Genomic DNA, 13,752 nt, shown 5'->3' on the forward strand with positions numbered 1-13,752 from the left:
ATATCCCCTTTCGACGAAAAAAAACATTGCTAAGAATTTTATTCAGTTAAGCATGTTTTACGGAGAATTTCTTTGATTAAATCACCATTAGGTCAAATTAGACACGAAAAGTTCATAATCACCATTATTGTCAGGCCCCGTAACGGAGATTTGTGCTAATGAACTCACAATTACTTGGATTTCATCACGACGTGGCATGCCTTCTGGCGCATGGACTGCGACCACTTGGCAGCCTGCCGTTAATGCAGAATGGATGCCAGCCTGCGCATCTTCAAAGACAATGCAGGATTTTGCAGGAAGAGAAAGTGCTTGAGCCCCAAGTAAAAACGGCTCGGGATCAGGCTTCCCATTTGTGACTTTCTCAAATGTCACCCAGTGCTTAGGTTCTGGTAGGCCTGCCGCTTGCTGACGACCATGTGCAATTGGCACTGTGCCAGAGGTAACAATGGCCCACGGAGCCCCGATTTCATTTAAACGTGATAGCAAAGCAATAGCGCCGGGCAAAGCAACAACGCCCTCCACATCTTCACTTTCCATTTTTTCTAACCAGCGAAAATACCCCATAATTTCTTCATCATTTGCATCGGGCAGAAAATGACGCAAGCTGGTTAATGCAGGTTTTCCATGAATAAAGTTAATGATTTCTTCAGGGCTTTTCCCTATTCGCTCACCAAATTTACACCAGCAACGCTCAACTACTGCCAGCGAATCCGCCAATGTGCCATCCAAATCAAATAGAAACCCTTTTGCCTTTAATTTCACATCTACCCCTTTAATTTTGCAATTCGCATAACATAAAAAGTTGAATCGATTCTAGCCCACTAGTTAACGCTAAATAGACGCCCATACGCAACCTCAATATTAAAAATAGTTAAGAATTGAGCCTAAGACGTAAACTTGAATGCACGAGGGCTGTTGATCTTTGTGTTTTTTGAATGATTTGAACGACATGTTGATTTCTGTTGTATTTGCTTTTTTACGAAATCATTGTGAAGCGTCTATATTATTCCGAAAACATACAAATTTACAGTTTGCTAAAGTACCTTTCGATATTAATCACTAGTAATTGCGCAGTACCTAGTTAAATACACTATCAAATTAGACCGTTAATTTCATTGATAGTGAAATTAGTTGACGATTTTCATTTTAATTATTTTAAATCAATGCATTACATCAAGCCTATCAGCTGTAATATTTAGTAACATAGTTTATTTCTATGTACATTAGAACTTACTGGGCTTATCGTGGTTTAGTCTGTTTTTTGTCCGATGATTATTCTGTTTTTGCTTATTCAGGGTGTTTTTGTTAGCATTATATAGCGATATTTCAACCAGTTTACGCTAAGTCACTTATCCTAGAGAGATACGTAAGTAGTACGTGTATTTACACGCTATTCATCTGCTTTTATCATCCTTAACTCAAATCTTACCGTGCGCACGGGCTGAGATGACGGAAATTAATCGATAATTATGTCGACTTAACCCAATTTGTCATTCTGGATAAAGGATATCGCTATGCCAACTCCATGTTATATTTCCATTGAAGGAAAAACCCAAGGCAACATCACTGCCGGTGCATTTACTGCGGATTCTGTGGGCAACATCTATGTACAAGGTCATGAAGACCAAATGTTAGTGCAAGAGTTTTCTCACGTCGTGACTGTGCCGACTGACCCACAATCCGGCCAGCCTTCCGGCCAACGTGCGCACAAGCCGTTCCGTTTCACCGTGGCGTTAAACAAAGCCGTTCCGCTGCTGTATAACGCATTAGCGTCTGGCGAAATGTTGCCGAAAGTGGAACTGAAATGGTACCGCACATCCGTTGAAGGCAAGCAAGAGCATTTCTTCACCACCACACTGACCGATGCGACTATCGTTAATATCGATTGCCAAATGCCACACTGCCAAGACCCGGCGAAAGCGGATTTCACGCAGTTAATCGAAGTCTCTCTGTCTTACCGTAAAATCGATTGGGAACATACGGTTGCAGGCACATCCGGTGCCGATGACTGGCGTGCGCCGCTCGAAGCGTAATTGACAATAGCCTGTTCTAATGCGTGAGTGATGACTCTTGTGTGGCTCGCGCATTTTACGTGGGAGGGTTTGCATGGCAAGAACTACTGTGCAAGGAAAAAAAGTCGGGTTACATCAAGACAAAACGACCACAGGAGCAACCTGCCTAGCCAGTATCTCAACGGTTACCAATGATGGCACTCGTGTATTATGGGTTGGTGATAAAGCCACACGTTGCCCACACTGTAAAAAAGAGGGGACGTTGGTAACGGGAGAGGAAAGCATGATATTACACGGACGTCGTGTTGTTGTTGAAGGTTCGATTGTGCAATGTGGCTGTCCCTACGGGGCTAATCGCTTGGTGTGTTGAGTTTTTTCTGTTGAATTTATAAAGGTATTTCGGTATGGATGGATTGGTTTTTACCTGTCAATTTAAAGGTGTGCCACCCGATACGTTTGCGGTGACTGAGTTTCAACTGACAGAGCACTTGTCGGAGTTGTTCACCTTATCGCTAACCGCTGTCAGCGCGCTTCCTTCCATTCCGTTTGATGACATGTTGGGGTTTGCTTGTTCATTAACTGTGACGCGCAATGGTAAACCAGTACGCACTGTACGCGGGTTACTCGCCAGCGCAGAGCAACAAAATACGGACGGTAATCGAACGTGGTATCATTTTATTATTCGTCCTGAAATTTGGGTCATGTCATTAGGGCAAAATAGTCGCATTTTTCGTCGGATGACCGTGCCGGATTTGCTTCAACAGTTGTTGTCAGAATCGCACATTAAAGCAAGTTGCAAGTTTTACGCAAAAACGCCTTACCCGCAACGCGATTACATCACGCAGAAACGCGAATCCAACTACCAATTTTTTTGTCGTTTAGCCGCCGAGGAAGGGATTAGTTTTTGGTTTGAGGATACAGGACGAGAGCCACGGCTGTTTTACAGCGATTCTCATTTAGGGATGACGTCGGGAATTGATTTGGTGTATAACCCCCAGTACGATACCGATACCCAAGACCATACTGCCTATCACTGGCGCTATCGCGAGTCGTTGCTATCTGGCAAAACCCTCTATAAGGATTACAATCCTGAGCGCCCCTCTTACCCATTAGAACATGAATTAAAAGGGGATATCCATGGTCAGCACCCCTTTTACGAAAGTTATGGACGTTTTCAAACCCAAGAGGATGCAGACCGCTTTACGGCGCTTCGTCATGAAGGGAGTCAGCAATTCCGTTGTGTTGGCAGTGCGACCACTAACTGCTTTGCTTTGATGCCGGGCAAAATTTTCTCGTTGTCATCCCACCCTAGCCTTGATATGAACCGCCCTTGGCAAGTGGTGTCGGTTTCTCATCACGGAGTCCAACCTTTAGCAGATAACAGTGGTGGCGAAGGTACGACTTTATCCAATCAACTGACTTTTATTCCGAGTGAGCTAGATTGGCGCCCACCGTTTATTCATAAACCCACCGCTGATGGGGATGAATTGGCGACTGTGGTTGGGCCGGATGGGGAAGAAATTTACACGAACAAAGACGGGGCAGTGAAAATCTATTTTCACTGGGACCGATATCGTGAACCTGATTTAAGCAGCTCTTGCTGGGTACGTGTCGCACAAGGTTGGAATGGGGATGGATATGGGTTTATGGCGATACCCAGAATCGGTCAGGAAGTGCTTGTCAGCTATCTAAATGGGGATATTGATAGGCCGATTATCACGGGATGTACTTATAATGGGCGCAATGTGCCACCGTTAAATCTCCCCAATGAGATGACCCGTACCACGTTTAAAACGAAAACCCACAAAGGGGATGGTTTTAACGAATTGCGTTTTGAAGACAGAGCCGGCCAAGAGGAAATTTATTTCCATGCCCAGCGCGACATGAATGTGCACATTGAACACGATACGCATTGGCATGTTCAGCATGACGCTAAACATCGTATTGATAATGACCGTTTTACAGAAATTGCGGGCAATGAGCACTTAGTCCTTAAAGGCAGCCAAAAAGAAAATATTACAGGCAGCGCCTCTTTGCATATCGAAGGTGACCAGCAGACACAAGTTGACGGGAAAACGGTGCATGAAAGCAGCCAGCAAACTCATTTAGTCAGCGGAGGGAAAATCATACTGGAAGCAAATACGGAAATCACATTGAAAGTGGGTGGCAGTTTTATTCGTATTACCCCCGGCACGATATTTACCTCTAGCGATATGGTGGTCGGCGGTGGCAGTGCAGGTAGTGGCGCCCCAGTTGCGTTGGAATTGCCAGACGGCGTCGCGCCGTTTGAACAGCCACCGTACCCCGTCAAAAAATACTGTGCGATGGCGGCGCAGCAAGCGGGGGGATTAACCGTGAAGCCGAATGAGGACGAGTAATGCCACAGACACTGATGCAACAGCAGACACTCACACAAACATCAATTTCGACCCCATGCTCAACCTGGTTATCCTGGTTAACGGCTACCCCACAAAATGATGTGTATTTTTTGATTAATACCCTATCTGACCCCAATCCGATTAAACGGTTCTATGCCCATGATTGGATTGAGGAAGCCTTCCCGATTTACCACGGAACGGCATTGGCACATTTGGCTGAGGTGAGTCCTTGGCTCGTGAAAGTAAAACGGTCAAAATTATTTCACCTCGGTAAAATGTTAGACAGTGAGCCATTCAGCGACCCCAGTTGGGGCTGGGCGTATCAAAGTCAATTGGATTGGCGTACCCAAATCACCCACTGGCAAAAATACCAGTTCGCTTGGATGGGGGAGGAGAAAATCATTTTTCGCTTCTTTGATGCTCGCATTGCGCGTACGTTGTTACCTAAATTAGGCCGAGGCGACTGGGCATTACTGATGATGCCCGTTGAGAACTGCTTTATTGAAGAGAGTGAAACGAAGGTGATTTATTCACGCCCTCCATATGCAGAGCCGTTCATTAGCCCTGCTGATTATATTCTCAGTGAAGCGTTGATTAAGGTCTGGCGAAATTCAGAACAAGCCTATCTGAATGTGATTGATAATTTTTATATTCAATTTTGGGAAAACCATCCGACCTTAGCTGACCCGTTAGATGAGCCCGAAGGACGGCTAATAGGGCTTATCCGTGAATGGATGGACGAGTGTCAACAAAAGCGCTTAGACACCGCGTATCTCTTTGATGATTTATTTTTGCGTTACCTTGATGAACATGGCTATTTACCCGACATGACAAGGAGTGCCAATGCCGTATCAGTATAATGATCCCTATTGTGCAGATTGTTCTAAGCGCAAGGCATGGATTGAATGCGTGCTGGTTGATGAATTTAACCAACCGTTAGCAGAAATGGCGTATACTTTAAAAGTCCGCAACGGTGTCATTAGAAAAGGTGTTACTGATGCGCAAGGGTATTTGAGGCAAGAAGACTTACCCCGTACGGTGGCAACATTGACCATTGAGTCTCAAAAACTCACCGATGAAATGGAAAAGCGCCCACTGAGAACACTTCGAGGGGAGGATCACTCGACCGTCAAACCGGATGCACTATTACAAGGCTATTCCTATCGGTATGCGGTTATCGGGGAATTATGCGATAAAGCCCCGGATATCGATAAATGGGAATCTGCTCGTTTTGGGCTGCCGTATTATCATTTTCCCAAAGAAGACGAATTTAATGGGTTGAAATTCATGGGAGAAGATTTTAATCAGCGTCATATGATAGAAGTCTGTCCATTTAGAGCATGGTCGCTAATTCTCAATCACTCCCCAAACTATAATATGGTCAATGCTTATAATTTAGGGTTAATGTCATTGCTCGTGTATAAAGATGAGACCATGGTTGACCCAGATGAAGAAGAAAACATGCGGGAATTTATCAACACACCGGATACCACCACGTCTTTTTTCTATCAACAGTGTTTTGATTTATCGACCGCCCCTATCATGGCGGACTTTCACGATTATCCTGCTATTGTGACAGATGTTCCTTTTAAAGAGCGCTATCGCCCTGCAATTTACTTAGACCTTCAACAAGTGAAAGACGCACCCAAGTTTGAACATGACACCCAAATGTTTTTTGTGGAAAACGACACGCAAATTATTGCCGCATGGCGAGGTACCGCTGGTGTAAGAGACGCGCTCACCGATGCAACGTATCGGCCCATTCCCTGCCCGAAAAGCATTCTTTCCGCCGAAAACGCCAAAGTACATAAAGGTTTTTTAGATGCCTACCAATGTGTTGAAAAATATTTCAGTACGCAAATTGAAAAAATTCAAAATATATCAATTCACAAAAAATTATTTATTACCGGTCATAGTTTAGGGGGCGCACTCGCGTTATTGCACGCCAGCGAATTAAGAAACAATAATCCGCTCTTATACACCTATGGTAGCCCGCGTGTTTTTACGGGCAGTGGCGTTAACGCTTTAACATCCGTCACTCATTTTAGGCATGTCAATGATGCGGATACCGTTACCAGTGTACCATTCGATACCAATATGGATAACTGGCTATTTAATCTCTATGGTCCATTGGGCACTGTTTTTGGGTTTGGCTGGACGCTGGCAACATCACCAACTATTCCACTGCAAAAAGCACTCCCTGATATGGGGGAGGTTTATTTCCACCACGGCAACACCGTCAGCTTCTTTGAAGCCAGACAAATCGGTGAAGATCCAAAACATCCCGTCGGGGATGGAGCTGGTACCGTTCGCGCCCGTTGGCGTATGAATGGCAACTACAAATTTTACTTAGTCCCTGATATTGCCAATAAATTAAATGGTCAGTTAGAACAAGACCAAAAAAATTACATTCATGCCATCAAAGCAGACCGGACTCTTATCGATGAAATATTCCCTAAAGGTAACAACCCATCGTTAGACACGATTATGACCATGGCAACCGACCACTTTATGGCCAGTAAATACCAAATGATTATGAATAATCAGTTATTGAGTGTGTTAGAGCCCACAAAAACGCCTAAGTTAAGCGCTTCAAAACAGCGATTTGAAGAACTTATTCATCATAAAGATGCTTATCCGTTAAACGCGCAGCGTAATACGACATTTATCGCGCTTGAAAACGCCCTTAAGAATGAGGTTAAACGAAGTACAGAAAAAGATGATGTATTGAAACAGGCACTTGAACGCTATAAGGATAAAACGCATGAAATTTAAAGTGAATAAAACGGTATTGACTACATTGCTCGGCCTATTTTTTTTACACGGCTGTGCAGCCAATAACAGTGCGTTTTCTCCCCCATTAGGCGGCGAAAATATTCATTTTACCGCCACTGTGCCTAACGAATTAGAAGCCTTACCCATTTCAGCCACTTATCGTTCTGAGACGTGTCGTAAAGAACGGCGAAACTCAAGCATGAAAACCTATACCATTCCCGGATTTCATCATGCCAACTACCCACTGACTATTGGGCAATCAAACCAAGTCGAAACGCTCGTTCCTAAGTCAGGGGGCAGCCAATGCAATTGGAAACTCAGTAATATTAAATTTGAAGTCAAACTCAAAGACCCATCAAAAATTGATCCGTTAATATCAAAAAACTTTGGTATGGAAGCAACGTTTGTACTTGATAACAATGCACCAGCGACTTTTGATGGCGGCTATGAAAAAAAATCGGGGAATTTCAATGAAATATTAACGTTATTCCCTATGATTAGTCAAAGATATCCCAATGAAAACATAAAACAATTTTGGTTAATTGCAAAATATGAAACCATGACGTATAAAGTAAAAGAAGCTAAAGAAATCAACATTAATATCGATTATAAATCTGATTTAAAAAGTTATTGGTATGGGATTAAAAATAAAGGTGACTCTATGGCTACCCTTATTTACCCTAATGGTAAACAAGAAAAAACCAGAGAAATTTTACCCGAATATGAAAAACTGCTTGAAATATCAGAATCCATGATTAAAGAATAAACAAACTAACCGCTATTTTCTATCGATCCAAATTTAAAATATCACTTTTAATTAGGGGAATAGGATATGCCATGATAGAGCCACTATGTAAGGATAAGCCAGAAATTCATCATAAAGATGATTATCCGTTAAACGCGCAGCGTAATACGACGTTTATCGCGCTTGAAAACGCCCTTAAGAATGAGGTTAAACAAAGTACAGAAAAAGATGATGTATTGAAACAGGCACTTGAACGCTATAAGGATAAAACGCATGAAATTTAAAGCGAATAAAACGGTATTGGTTATGCTGCTCGGCCTGTTTTTTTTACATGGCTGTGCAGCCAATAACAGTACGTTTTCACCCCCATTAGACGGTGAAAGCATTCATTTCACCGCCACCGTACCTAGTGAACTAGAGGCCTTACCCATTTTAGCTACCTATCGTTCTGAAATCTGCCGCAAAGAAAACCGAACCTCCAATATGGAGGTCTACACGGTTCCGGGATACTATCGTAAGCAATACCCCCTAACGATGAATGCTTCGAATCAACTGGAAGCGAATATCCCTCAGTCTGGTTGAGGAAAATGTGATTGGAAACTCAGCAATTTTGTTTTTGAAGTCACACTTAAAGATCCGTCAAAAATTGATCCTTTAATATCAGATAATTTAGGTAAAAAAGTTAGCTTTGTATTAGACAATAACTCGCCAGCCACATTTGATGGAGGTTATGAACAAAAATCAGGGGATTTTAATGAAACATTAACACTATTCCCTTTAATTACAGAAAGTTTTATTGGTGGTCACGAGAAGTCATTCTGGCTAATCGCAAAATACGAAACCATGACCTATAAAGTAAAAAACACCAAGAATATCAATGTTAATGTTGATTACAAATCCGACATAAAAACTTATCGGATAGGAATTAAAAATAAAGATAATAATGAAATTGCAACTTTTATTTACTCAAATGGCGAAAAAGAAAAAACCAGATGGCTTTTTCCTGAATACAAAAAATTGATCGCGATATCAGAATCTATGACACAAAAATAAAAAACTAACTGCTATTTTCTGTCGTTTCAAATTTTAAATATCACTTTTAATTTGGGGAATAGGATATGCCATGATAGAGCCACTATGTAAGGATAAGCCAGAAATTCATCATAAAGATGCTTATCCGTCTCATATTACGATGGGGGTTGGGGTGTCGAGTGGTAACGCAGATAACCTTTACAATAATATTGTTATCGGTTATCCCATCACAGTGTGCAACCCCTTGAATATTTGGCTTCACAGCAAACAAAATTTAATGCAGCGTTTGAGGCAGCTTTGCAAGATGCGTTAGCCTGTACGGCACTGCGTGATGGAGAGCTTGTGCTGAGCTTTGAAGTCGAAGCGGGTATTTTTGCAGGTGATCCTCTGGGGCAATCTATTCCATCCATTTATTGGTACTACTTGGTGGATCGTCTGAAAGGCGAAATTGCGCCATTGCGTTACCGAAACGGTGATCCTAATGATAAACTTTATGGCTGTATTGATGAGGAAGGCACCGAATGACGAGTTTATATACGGCAACAAAGCACCCAGAGCAATTAGAAACCACGCCATTGATTGAAGAAAGTCATCACTACGATGATCCGTTGGAGCCTCAAAAGCTGGTATTTTTAGATACGGTCAATAAACAGCGTTGTGTGATTAACTCCCCACAGCGGAATAGCCAACTTACTAATACGATCCCATTTTTTATCGTACTTTTAGTAATGGCTTGTTATACACTCTGGGGCTTTATGGATAGACACTCATCTAAAATGTATACATTTCAGGATACAATTAATTATAACAAAAGCATTTATGACTCATATAATGAACAAGGTAGCAGCCCTCCAAAATATTTAGATAAATATGTTCCATACTTTAACAAAGAAAAAATAAGCATATGGACCTATATTAAAGCATATTATTCTGGTGAACTTAGCCGTAATAGCCAAGCGGAAATATTTTTAATAATCGGCTGGCTAATTTTTTTCCCCGGTTTTTTGTGGCTATTGGGTTATCTCTCTTTCTTCACTCCTCCGGTTTACCTTATTGCGGATAGGCAAAGAGGAATACTGTATAGCTATGGGATGGGGAAAGTACGTTTAACGCGCTATGAAGATGCACAATTCGGCTATGCAGGTAAAATGCTGGCGATTAAACTGTATGGCATTGATGAAAAAACAGGGCAATTGAAAACCATACTTTACAAGCCAAATGTTTCCCATTACTCCAGTTTCCTGACCAGCACCGACAGTGAAAACCATCGTTTTATCACGTTTCTCAATGCTTATATGCAAGAGGGGCGAGATGCCGTTTCGTCTGTCGATTACCAAGCTCGTAAACCCTTTTTGTTTTTTGGTAAAAACCCACTTCCTACTGATTTTGAGCAACAGGTCGAACAGATTTTAGCAAAGCTTGATCAGGAGAAAAAACGCAATGCGTAGTCTTGTGAATGGCAGAAAACTCATTTTAAAAAGTGATACGACGAATACTGGTGGCACGGTTCTAACGGCTTCTTCTCTCGCCAAGCAAACCCAAGGAATCGCCTGTGTGGGCGACTCTGTTTATTGTCCTTCATGTAAAAAAACAGGGACTATCGTTGAAGGCGATAGCTTAATGAAAATTAATGGTATCCCTGTTGCATTAGAAGGTCACAAAGTCGCTTGTGGATGTTCTGGGGGCTGTGTACTTGTTGCTGTAGGCTAAATGTTAATGTGTTTTAACTTGCTCATATAGCTCGCATATCAGTATCACGTGTTGCTGCTTTACTAATGACAAGCAAATATGCTCTAAATATTCACGCTGTAGCTAGGCGACTAGAGAAGATATCTCGGGGAACATACAAATGTATGTGTCCCGCGTCGCCGAATGTAGTCAACAACACTACAGCGCGAAGAATGACGAGTACTAAGCGTTGAAGATTTGAGATATCTCTACTGCTGATAAATGATACTGCCTTGGACATGCATGCCAAATCGCTAACATACGATTATATTTTTCCCACATTGGTGTTTGTGAGTTAAACCCATGCGTTCCGCTGTCAAAGTGGGTATAACGCCCTTCTGTGTTGACCATAAAACGGACATAGCTCAGATAACGCGCTTCTGTTGCGGCATCAAAGCCTAAAAATTGCACACGGCGGCCATCAATGTCTTCTTTGTTAGCCATGTTGCTATAAGAGACTTGCAGCGCATGGTACATTTCCATGATATCAATAACCGTACGGCAGGTGTCTTCACTTAAATGACCAAAGTCTCTGTCTAACTCACGCATTTGTAAACCGAAACCACGTTCAATAATGGTTTGTAAGCGGCGATAACGTTCTGCATTATCGGGGTCAAGCATGGTCATCATTTTATATTGATTAGATAAGATCAAGCGTTGTGCGTTAGTCATTTCCATCAGGGTTCTCCCACTAAAAAGTATGGCTTATCTTCGCATTCAACATCAATCATAGACAGTGAAAACATCGCTTTTATTGATCTAAACACGTTTTTTGCATTACTTATTGTTAAATCTACCTTTTAATGGAAATCATTCCTTAGATATCTTCCAAAAAGGAACGGTCCAACTGCTTAAACGCACGTTTTAGCAAATCAGCTAACGCCATATAATCAGGTTGCTGTTCAACCGGTGCCATGACAATACCCGCTTCGGTAAATTTATCACGGATCTCGTGAAACCAGCTCAACAAGCTCGATGGCAGAGGCGTCGCCGCACGTTTTCCTAACCACCATAAACCTTGCATTGGCAAGCTACAGGCAAACAGTGCCGTAGCAATGGCGGGACCAAGTTGCCCACCTAACGCGATTTGCCATGCTAATGTGAAAATTGCAATGGGCGGCATAAAACGAATACCAAAGCGAACCGCCTTGTTAATGCGAATTTCGGGGAAGATTGGCGACAGTTTTTTCTCCATAGGAAAAGTCTTCAGATAGTGGTTACCTAATCTAAAGCGTTTAAAAAAACCGGGCGGTGTACTTTGCAATGTACTCATGAAACGTTTCCTATCGACTTCTTAAAAACTGGGGCAATAATTTATAAATTGCACGATAGTAAAATGATAGCACATTTAAGATAACGAAATTATTTCATTACATTTACCTTAAGTTAAGTCACTTTACTCAATATCAGCTATTCTAATAGCAATGTAACCCTGTGCTATAATACCACTTTATACGTCACTTATGATTTTAATCAATCAAAGCGCCTATTTTTAAAAAAAACGTATAAAATATAAAATAATTTTAGTAGAATCTACCGCATTTAGAATTGCTGTTGCATTTGTTACTTTTTAGCTTTATCCATCTTCAAAACAGAAGATAGACAACAGTTATATATATTGGGGTTATTGGTCGTTATTTCAACACTAGGTGCAAAGGTTTACTTTTATAGGCTTTTGCTGAAAAAAATAGCGTCTGTTTTATCAACTCCATAGGGATCTCACGATCTTTAACTTTTTCGCCTTTAACATGATATCAATCATGATGTTTCAGGTCATAAATACGCTAGGCTTTAGCTGTATATTTTTAATCTGAGTCTTTTCATGTTGTTTAAAAGGCTTCACAACAACAATTAACGATAGGTATTTCCATGTCAAGTAAGCTGGTACTGGTTCTAAACTGCGGTAGCTCCTCACTGAAATTCGCCATCATCGACCCAACTAATGGCGATGAATTTTTATCTGGATTAGCTGAGTGCTTTAACCTCCCGGAAGCCCGTATTAAGTGGAAAATGGATGGTGCTAAGAAAGAAGCGCCTTTAGGTGCTGGTGCAGCGCATAGCGAAGCATTGGATTTCATTGTTAACACTATTCTTGCTGAAAAACCTGAGCTATCAGAGCAAATCACCTCCATCGGTCACCGTATTGTTCATGGTGGTGAGAAATTTACCTCTTCTGTATTAATCACAGATGATGTGATTGAAGGCATCGAAGCGGCTATTCCATTCGCGCCATTGCATAACCCTGCTCATCTCATCGGTATTGAAGAAGCAAGAAAATCCTTCCCGCATCTGATCAACAAAAATGTCGCTGTCTTTGATACCGCATTCCATCAGACCATGCCGCAGGAAGCTTATCTGTATGCATTGCCATACGAATTATATTCAGAGCATAGTATCCGCCGTTATGGTGCGCACGGTACAAGCCATTACTATGTTTCCCGTGAAGCTGCGAAAAAGCTCAACAAATCGGTTGATGAGCTAAATGTTATCACTTGTCACTTAGGCAACGGTGGTTCTGTTACTGCTATTGTTAATGGTAAATGTGTAGATACGTCAATGGGCTTAACGCCATTAGAAGGTCTGGTAATGGGAACTCGTAGTGGTGATATCGACCCTGCAATTATTTTCCATTTACATGATTCTTTAGGCATGAGCGTTGATCAAATCAACAAAATGCTAACCAAAGAGTCTGGTTTATTAGGTTTAACTGGCGTAACTAGCGACTGCCGCTACGTTGAAGACAACTACGGCACTAAAGAAGATGCCACTCGCGCAATGGATGTTTTCTGCCACCGTTTAGCAAAATACGTTGGTGCATACAGTGCACTGATGGAAGGCCGTCTTGACGCTATCATCTTCACAGGTGGTATTGGTGAAAACTCAGCGCAAGTTCGTGAAATTACTTTGAAGAAACTGGCTATCCTTGGTTTCGAATATGACCATGAACGTAACTTGGCAGCACGCTTCGGTAAAGAAGGTTTAATCACCACCGATAACAGCCGCCCTGCTCTGGTTATCGCAACCAATGAAGAGTTGGTTATCGCCCAAGATACTGCGCGTTTAACCGCATAAGCAACTTCTA

15 protein-coding genes and 1 pseudogene are annotated in these 13,752 nt (G+C 41.9%); 13 read left to right on the forward strand and 3 right to left on the reverse strand.

Features of this window, described 5'->3' with window-relative positions; genetic code table 11:
• Nucleotides 1-87: 87 nt before the first annotated feature.
• Nucleotides 88-762, reverse strand: coding sequence for a sugar phosphatase (locus M0M83_RS12425; protein WP_248466651.1), 675 nt, complete (start codon nucleotides 760-762; stop codon nucleotides 88-90).
• A gap of 752 nt (nucleotides 763-1,514) precedes the next feature.
• Here M0M83_RS12425 and M0M83_RS12430 point away from each other — a divergent pair.
• From M0M83_RS12430 to M0M83_RS12485, 12 genes and pseudogenes are all read left to right on the forward strand, one after another.
• A complete protein-coding gene (locus M0M83_RS12430; protein WP_004246976.1) occupies nucleotides 1,515-2,033 on the forward strand; it encodes an Hcp family type VI secretion system effector in 519 nt (172 codons plus the stop codon).
• Between the two features lie 73 nt (nucleotides 2,034-2,106).
• Nucleotides 2,107-2,382: a PAAR domain-containing protein gene (locus M0M83_RS12435; protein WP_248466652.1), complete on the forward strand. Its 276-nt coding sequence runs from the start codon at nucleotides 2,107-2,109 to the stop codon at nucleotides 2,380-2,382.
• A gap of 34 nt (nucleotides 2,383-2,416) precedes the next feature.
• Complete coding sequence (locus M0M83_RS12440; RefSeq protein ID WP_248466653.1) at nucleotides 2,417-4,390, forward strand: type VI secretion system Vgr family protein; 1,974 nt, start codon at nucleotides 2,417-2,419, stop codon at nucleotides 4,388-4,390.
• Nucleotides 4,390-5,250, forward strand: coding sequence for a DUF4123 domain-containing protein (locus M0M83_RS12445; RefSeq protein ID WP_248466654.1), 861 nt, complete (start codon nucleotides 4,390-4,392; stop codon nucleotides 5,248-5,250). Before M0M83_RS12440 ends, M0M83_RS12445 begins: the two co-directional genes overlap by 1 nt.
• Nucleotides 5,234-7,165, forward strand: a complete 1,932-nt coding sequence (locus tag M0M83_RS12450; protein ID WP_248466655.1) for a lipase family protein — start codon at nucleotides 5,234-5,236, stop codon at nucleotides 7,163-7,165. Before M0M83_RS12445 ends, M0M83_RS12450 begins: the two co-directional genes overlap by 17 nt.
• A complete protein-coding gene (locus M0M83_RS12455) occupies nucleotides 7,155-7,931 on the forward strand; it encodes a hypothetical protein (protein WP_213912526.1) in 777 nt (258 codons plus the stop codon). The genes M0M83_RS12450 and M0M83_RS12455 overlap by 11 nt, the downstream gene beginning before the upstream one ends.
• Before the next feature lie 71 nt (nucleotides 7,932-8,002).
• A complete protein-coding gene (locus tag M0M83_RS12460) occupies nucleotides 8,003-8,194 on the forward strand; it encodes a hypothetical protein (protein WP_248466656.1) in 192 nt (63 codons plus the stop codon).
• A pseudogene (locus tag M0M83_RS12465) lies at nucleotides 8,184-8,963 on the forward strand (hypothetical protein). Before M0M83_RS12460 ends, M0M83_RS12465 begins: the two are co-directional and overlap by 11 nt.
• A 70-nt stretch (nucleotides 8,964-9,033) precedes the next feature.
• Nucleotides 9,034-9,255, forward strand: a complete 222-nt coding sequence (locus tag M0M83_RS12470) for a hypothetical protein (protein ID WP_213912851.1) — start codon at nucleotides 9,034-9,036, stop codon at nucleotides 9,253-9,255.
• Entirely contained in the window at nucleotides 9,240-9,467 is a 228-nt protein-coding gene (locus tag M0M83_RS12475; protein ID WP_248466657.1) for a hypothetical protein, read from the forward strand. Before M0M83_RS12470 ends, M0M83_RS12475 begins: the two co-directional genes overlap by 16 nt.
• On the forward strand, nucleotides 9,464-10,390 hold the full coding sequence (locus M0M83_RS12480; protein ID WP_248466658.1) for a hypothetical protein: 927 nt from the start codon (nucleotides 9,464-9,466) through the stop codon (nucleotides 10,388-10,390). The genes M0M83_RS12475 and M0M83_RS12480 overlap by 4 nt, the downstream gene beginning before the upstream one ends.
• On the forward strand, nucleotides 10,383-10,652 hold the full coding sequence (locus M0M83_RS12485; RefSeq protein ID WP_248466659.1) for a PAAR domain-containing protein: 270 nt from the start codon (nucleotides 10,383-10,385) through the stop codon (nucleotides 10,650-10,652). Before M0M83_RS12480 ends, M0M83_RS12485 begins: the two co-directional genes overlap by 8 nt.
• A 201-nt stretch (nucleotides 10,653-10,853) precedes the next feature.
• Here the strand turns inward: M0M83_RS12485 and M0M83_RS12490 are convergent, their stop codons facing one another.
• Nucleotides 10,854-11,348, reverse strand: a complete 495-nt coding sequence (locus M0M83_RS12490; protein ID WP_102137636.1) for a YfbU family protein — start codon at nucleotides 11,346-11,348, stop codon at nucleotides 10,854-10,856.
• 139 nt (nucleotides 11,349-11,487) lie between these two features.
• Nucleotides 11,488-11,943, reverse strand: a complete 456-nt coding sequence (gene yfbV, locus M0M83_RS12495) for a terminus macrodomain insulation protein YfbV (protein ID WP_125891311.1) — start codon at nucleotides 11,941-11,943, stop codon at nucleotides 11,488-11,490.
• A 596-nt stretch (nucleotides 11,944-12,539) separates the two neighbouring features.
• Between yfbV and ackA the strand changes: the two genes are divergently transcribed.
• On the forward strand, nucleotides 12,540-13,742 hold the full coding sequence (ackA, locus tag M0M83_RS12500; protein ID WP_248466660.1) for an acetate kinase: 1,203 nt from the start codon (nucleotides 12,540-12,542) through the stop codon (nucleotides 13,740-13,742).
• Nucleotides 13,743-13,752 lie beyond the last annotated feature (10 nt).

Origin of the sequence: Providencia rettgeri (assembly GCF_023205015.1) — a bacterium.
In the GTDB taxonomy this organism is placed as follows: Bacteria; Pseudomonadota; Gammaproteobacteria; order Enterobacterales; family Enterobacteriaceae; genus Providencia; species Providencia rettgeri_E.

Excerpts from the sequence above, each read along its gene's own strand:
- M0M83_RS12485 (WP_248466659.1), top strand. The coding sequence starts at position 10,383 with ATGCGTAGTCTTGTGAATGGCAGAAAACTCATTTTAAAAAGTGATACG.
- yfbV (WP_125891311.1), bottom strand. The coding sequence starts at position 11,943 with ATGAGTACATTGCAAAGTACACCGCCCGGTTTTTTTAAACGCTTTAGA.
- M0M83_RS12440 (WP_248466653.1), top strand. The coding sequence starts at position 2,417 with ATGGATGGATTGGTTTTTACCTGTCAATTTAAAGGTGTGCCACCCGAT.
- M0M83_RS12445 (WP_248466654.1), top strand. The coding sequence starts at position 4,390 with ATGCCACAGACACTGATGCAACAGCAGACACTCACACAAACATCAATT.
- M0M83_RS12460 (WP_248466656.1), top strand. The coding sequence starts at position 8,003 with ATGATAGAGCCACTATGTAAGGATAAGCCAGAAATTCATCATAAAGAT.
- M0M83_RS12455 (WP_213912526.1), top strand. The coding sequence starts at position 7,155 with ATGAAATTTAAAGTGAATAAAACGGTATTGACTACATTGCTCGGCCTA.
- M0M83_RS12430 (WP_004246976.1), top strand. The coding sequence starts at position 1,515 with ATGCCAACTCCATGTTATATTTCCATTGAAGGAAAAACCCAAGGCAAC.
- M0M83_RS12435 (WP_248466652.1), top strand. The coding sequence starts at position 2,107 with ATGGCAAGAACTACTGTGCAAGGAAAAAAAGTCGGGTTACATCAAGAC.
- M0M83_RS12450 (WP_248466655.1), top strand. The coding sequence starts at position 5,234 with ATGCCGTATCAGTATAATGATCCCTATTGTGCAGATTGTTCTAAGCGC.
- M0M83_RS12470 (WP_213912851.1), top strand. The coding sequence starts at position 9,034 with ATGATAGAGCCACTATGTAAGGATAAGCCAGAAATTCATCATAAAGAT.
- M0M83_RS12490 (WP_102137636.1), bottom strand. The coding sequence starts at position 11,348 with ATGGAAATGACTAACGCACAACGCTTGATCTTATCTAATCAATATAAA.
- M0M83_RS12480 (WP_248466658.1), top strand. The coding sequence starts at position 9,464 with ATGACGAGTTTATATACGGCAACAAAGCACCCAGAGCAATTAGAAACC.
- ackA (WP_248466660.1), top strand. The coding sequence starts at position 12,540 with ATGTCAAGTAAGCTGGTACTGGTTCTAAACTGCGGTAGCTCCTCACTG.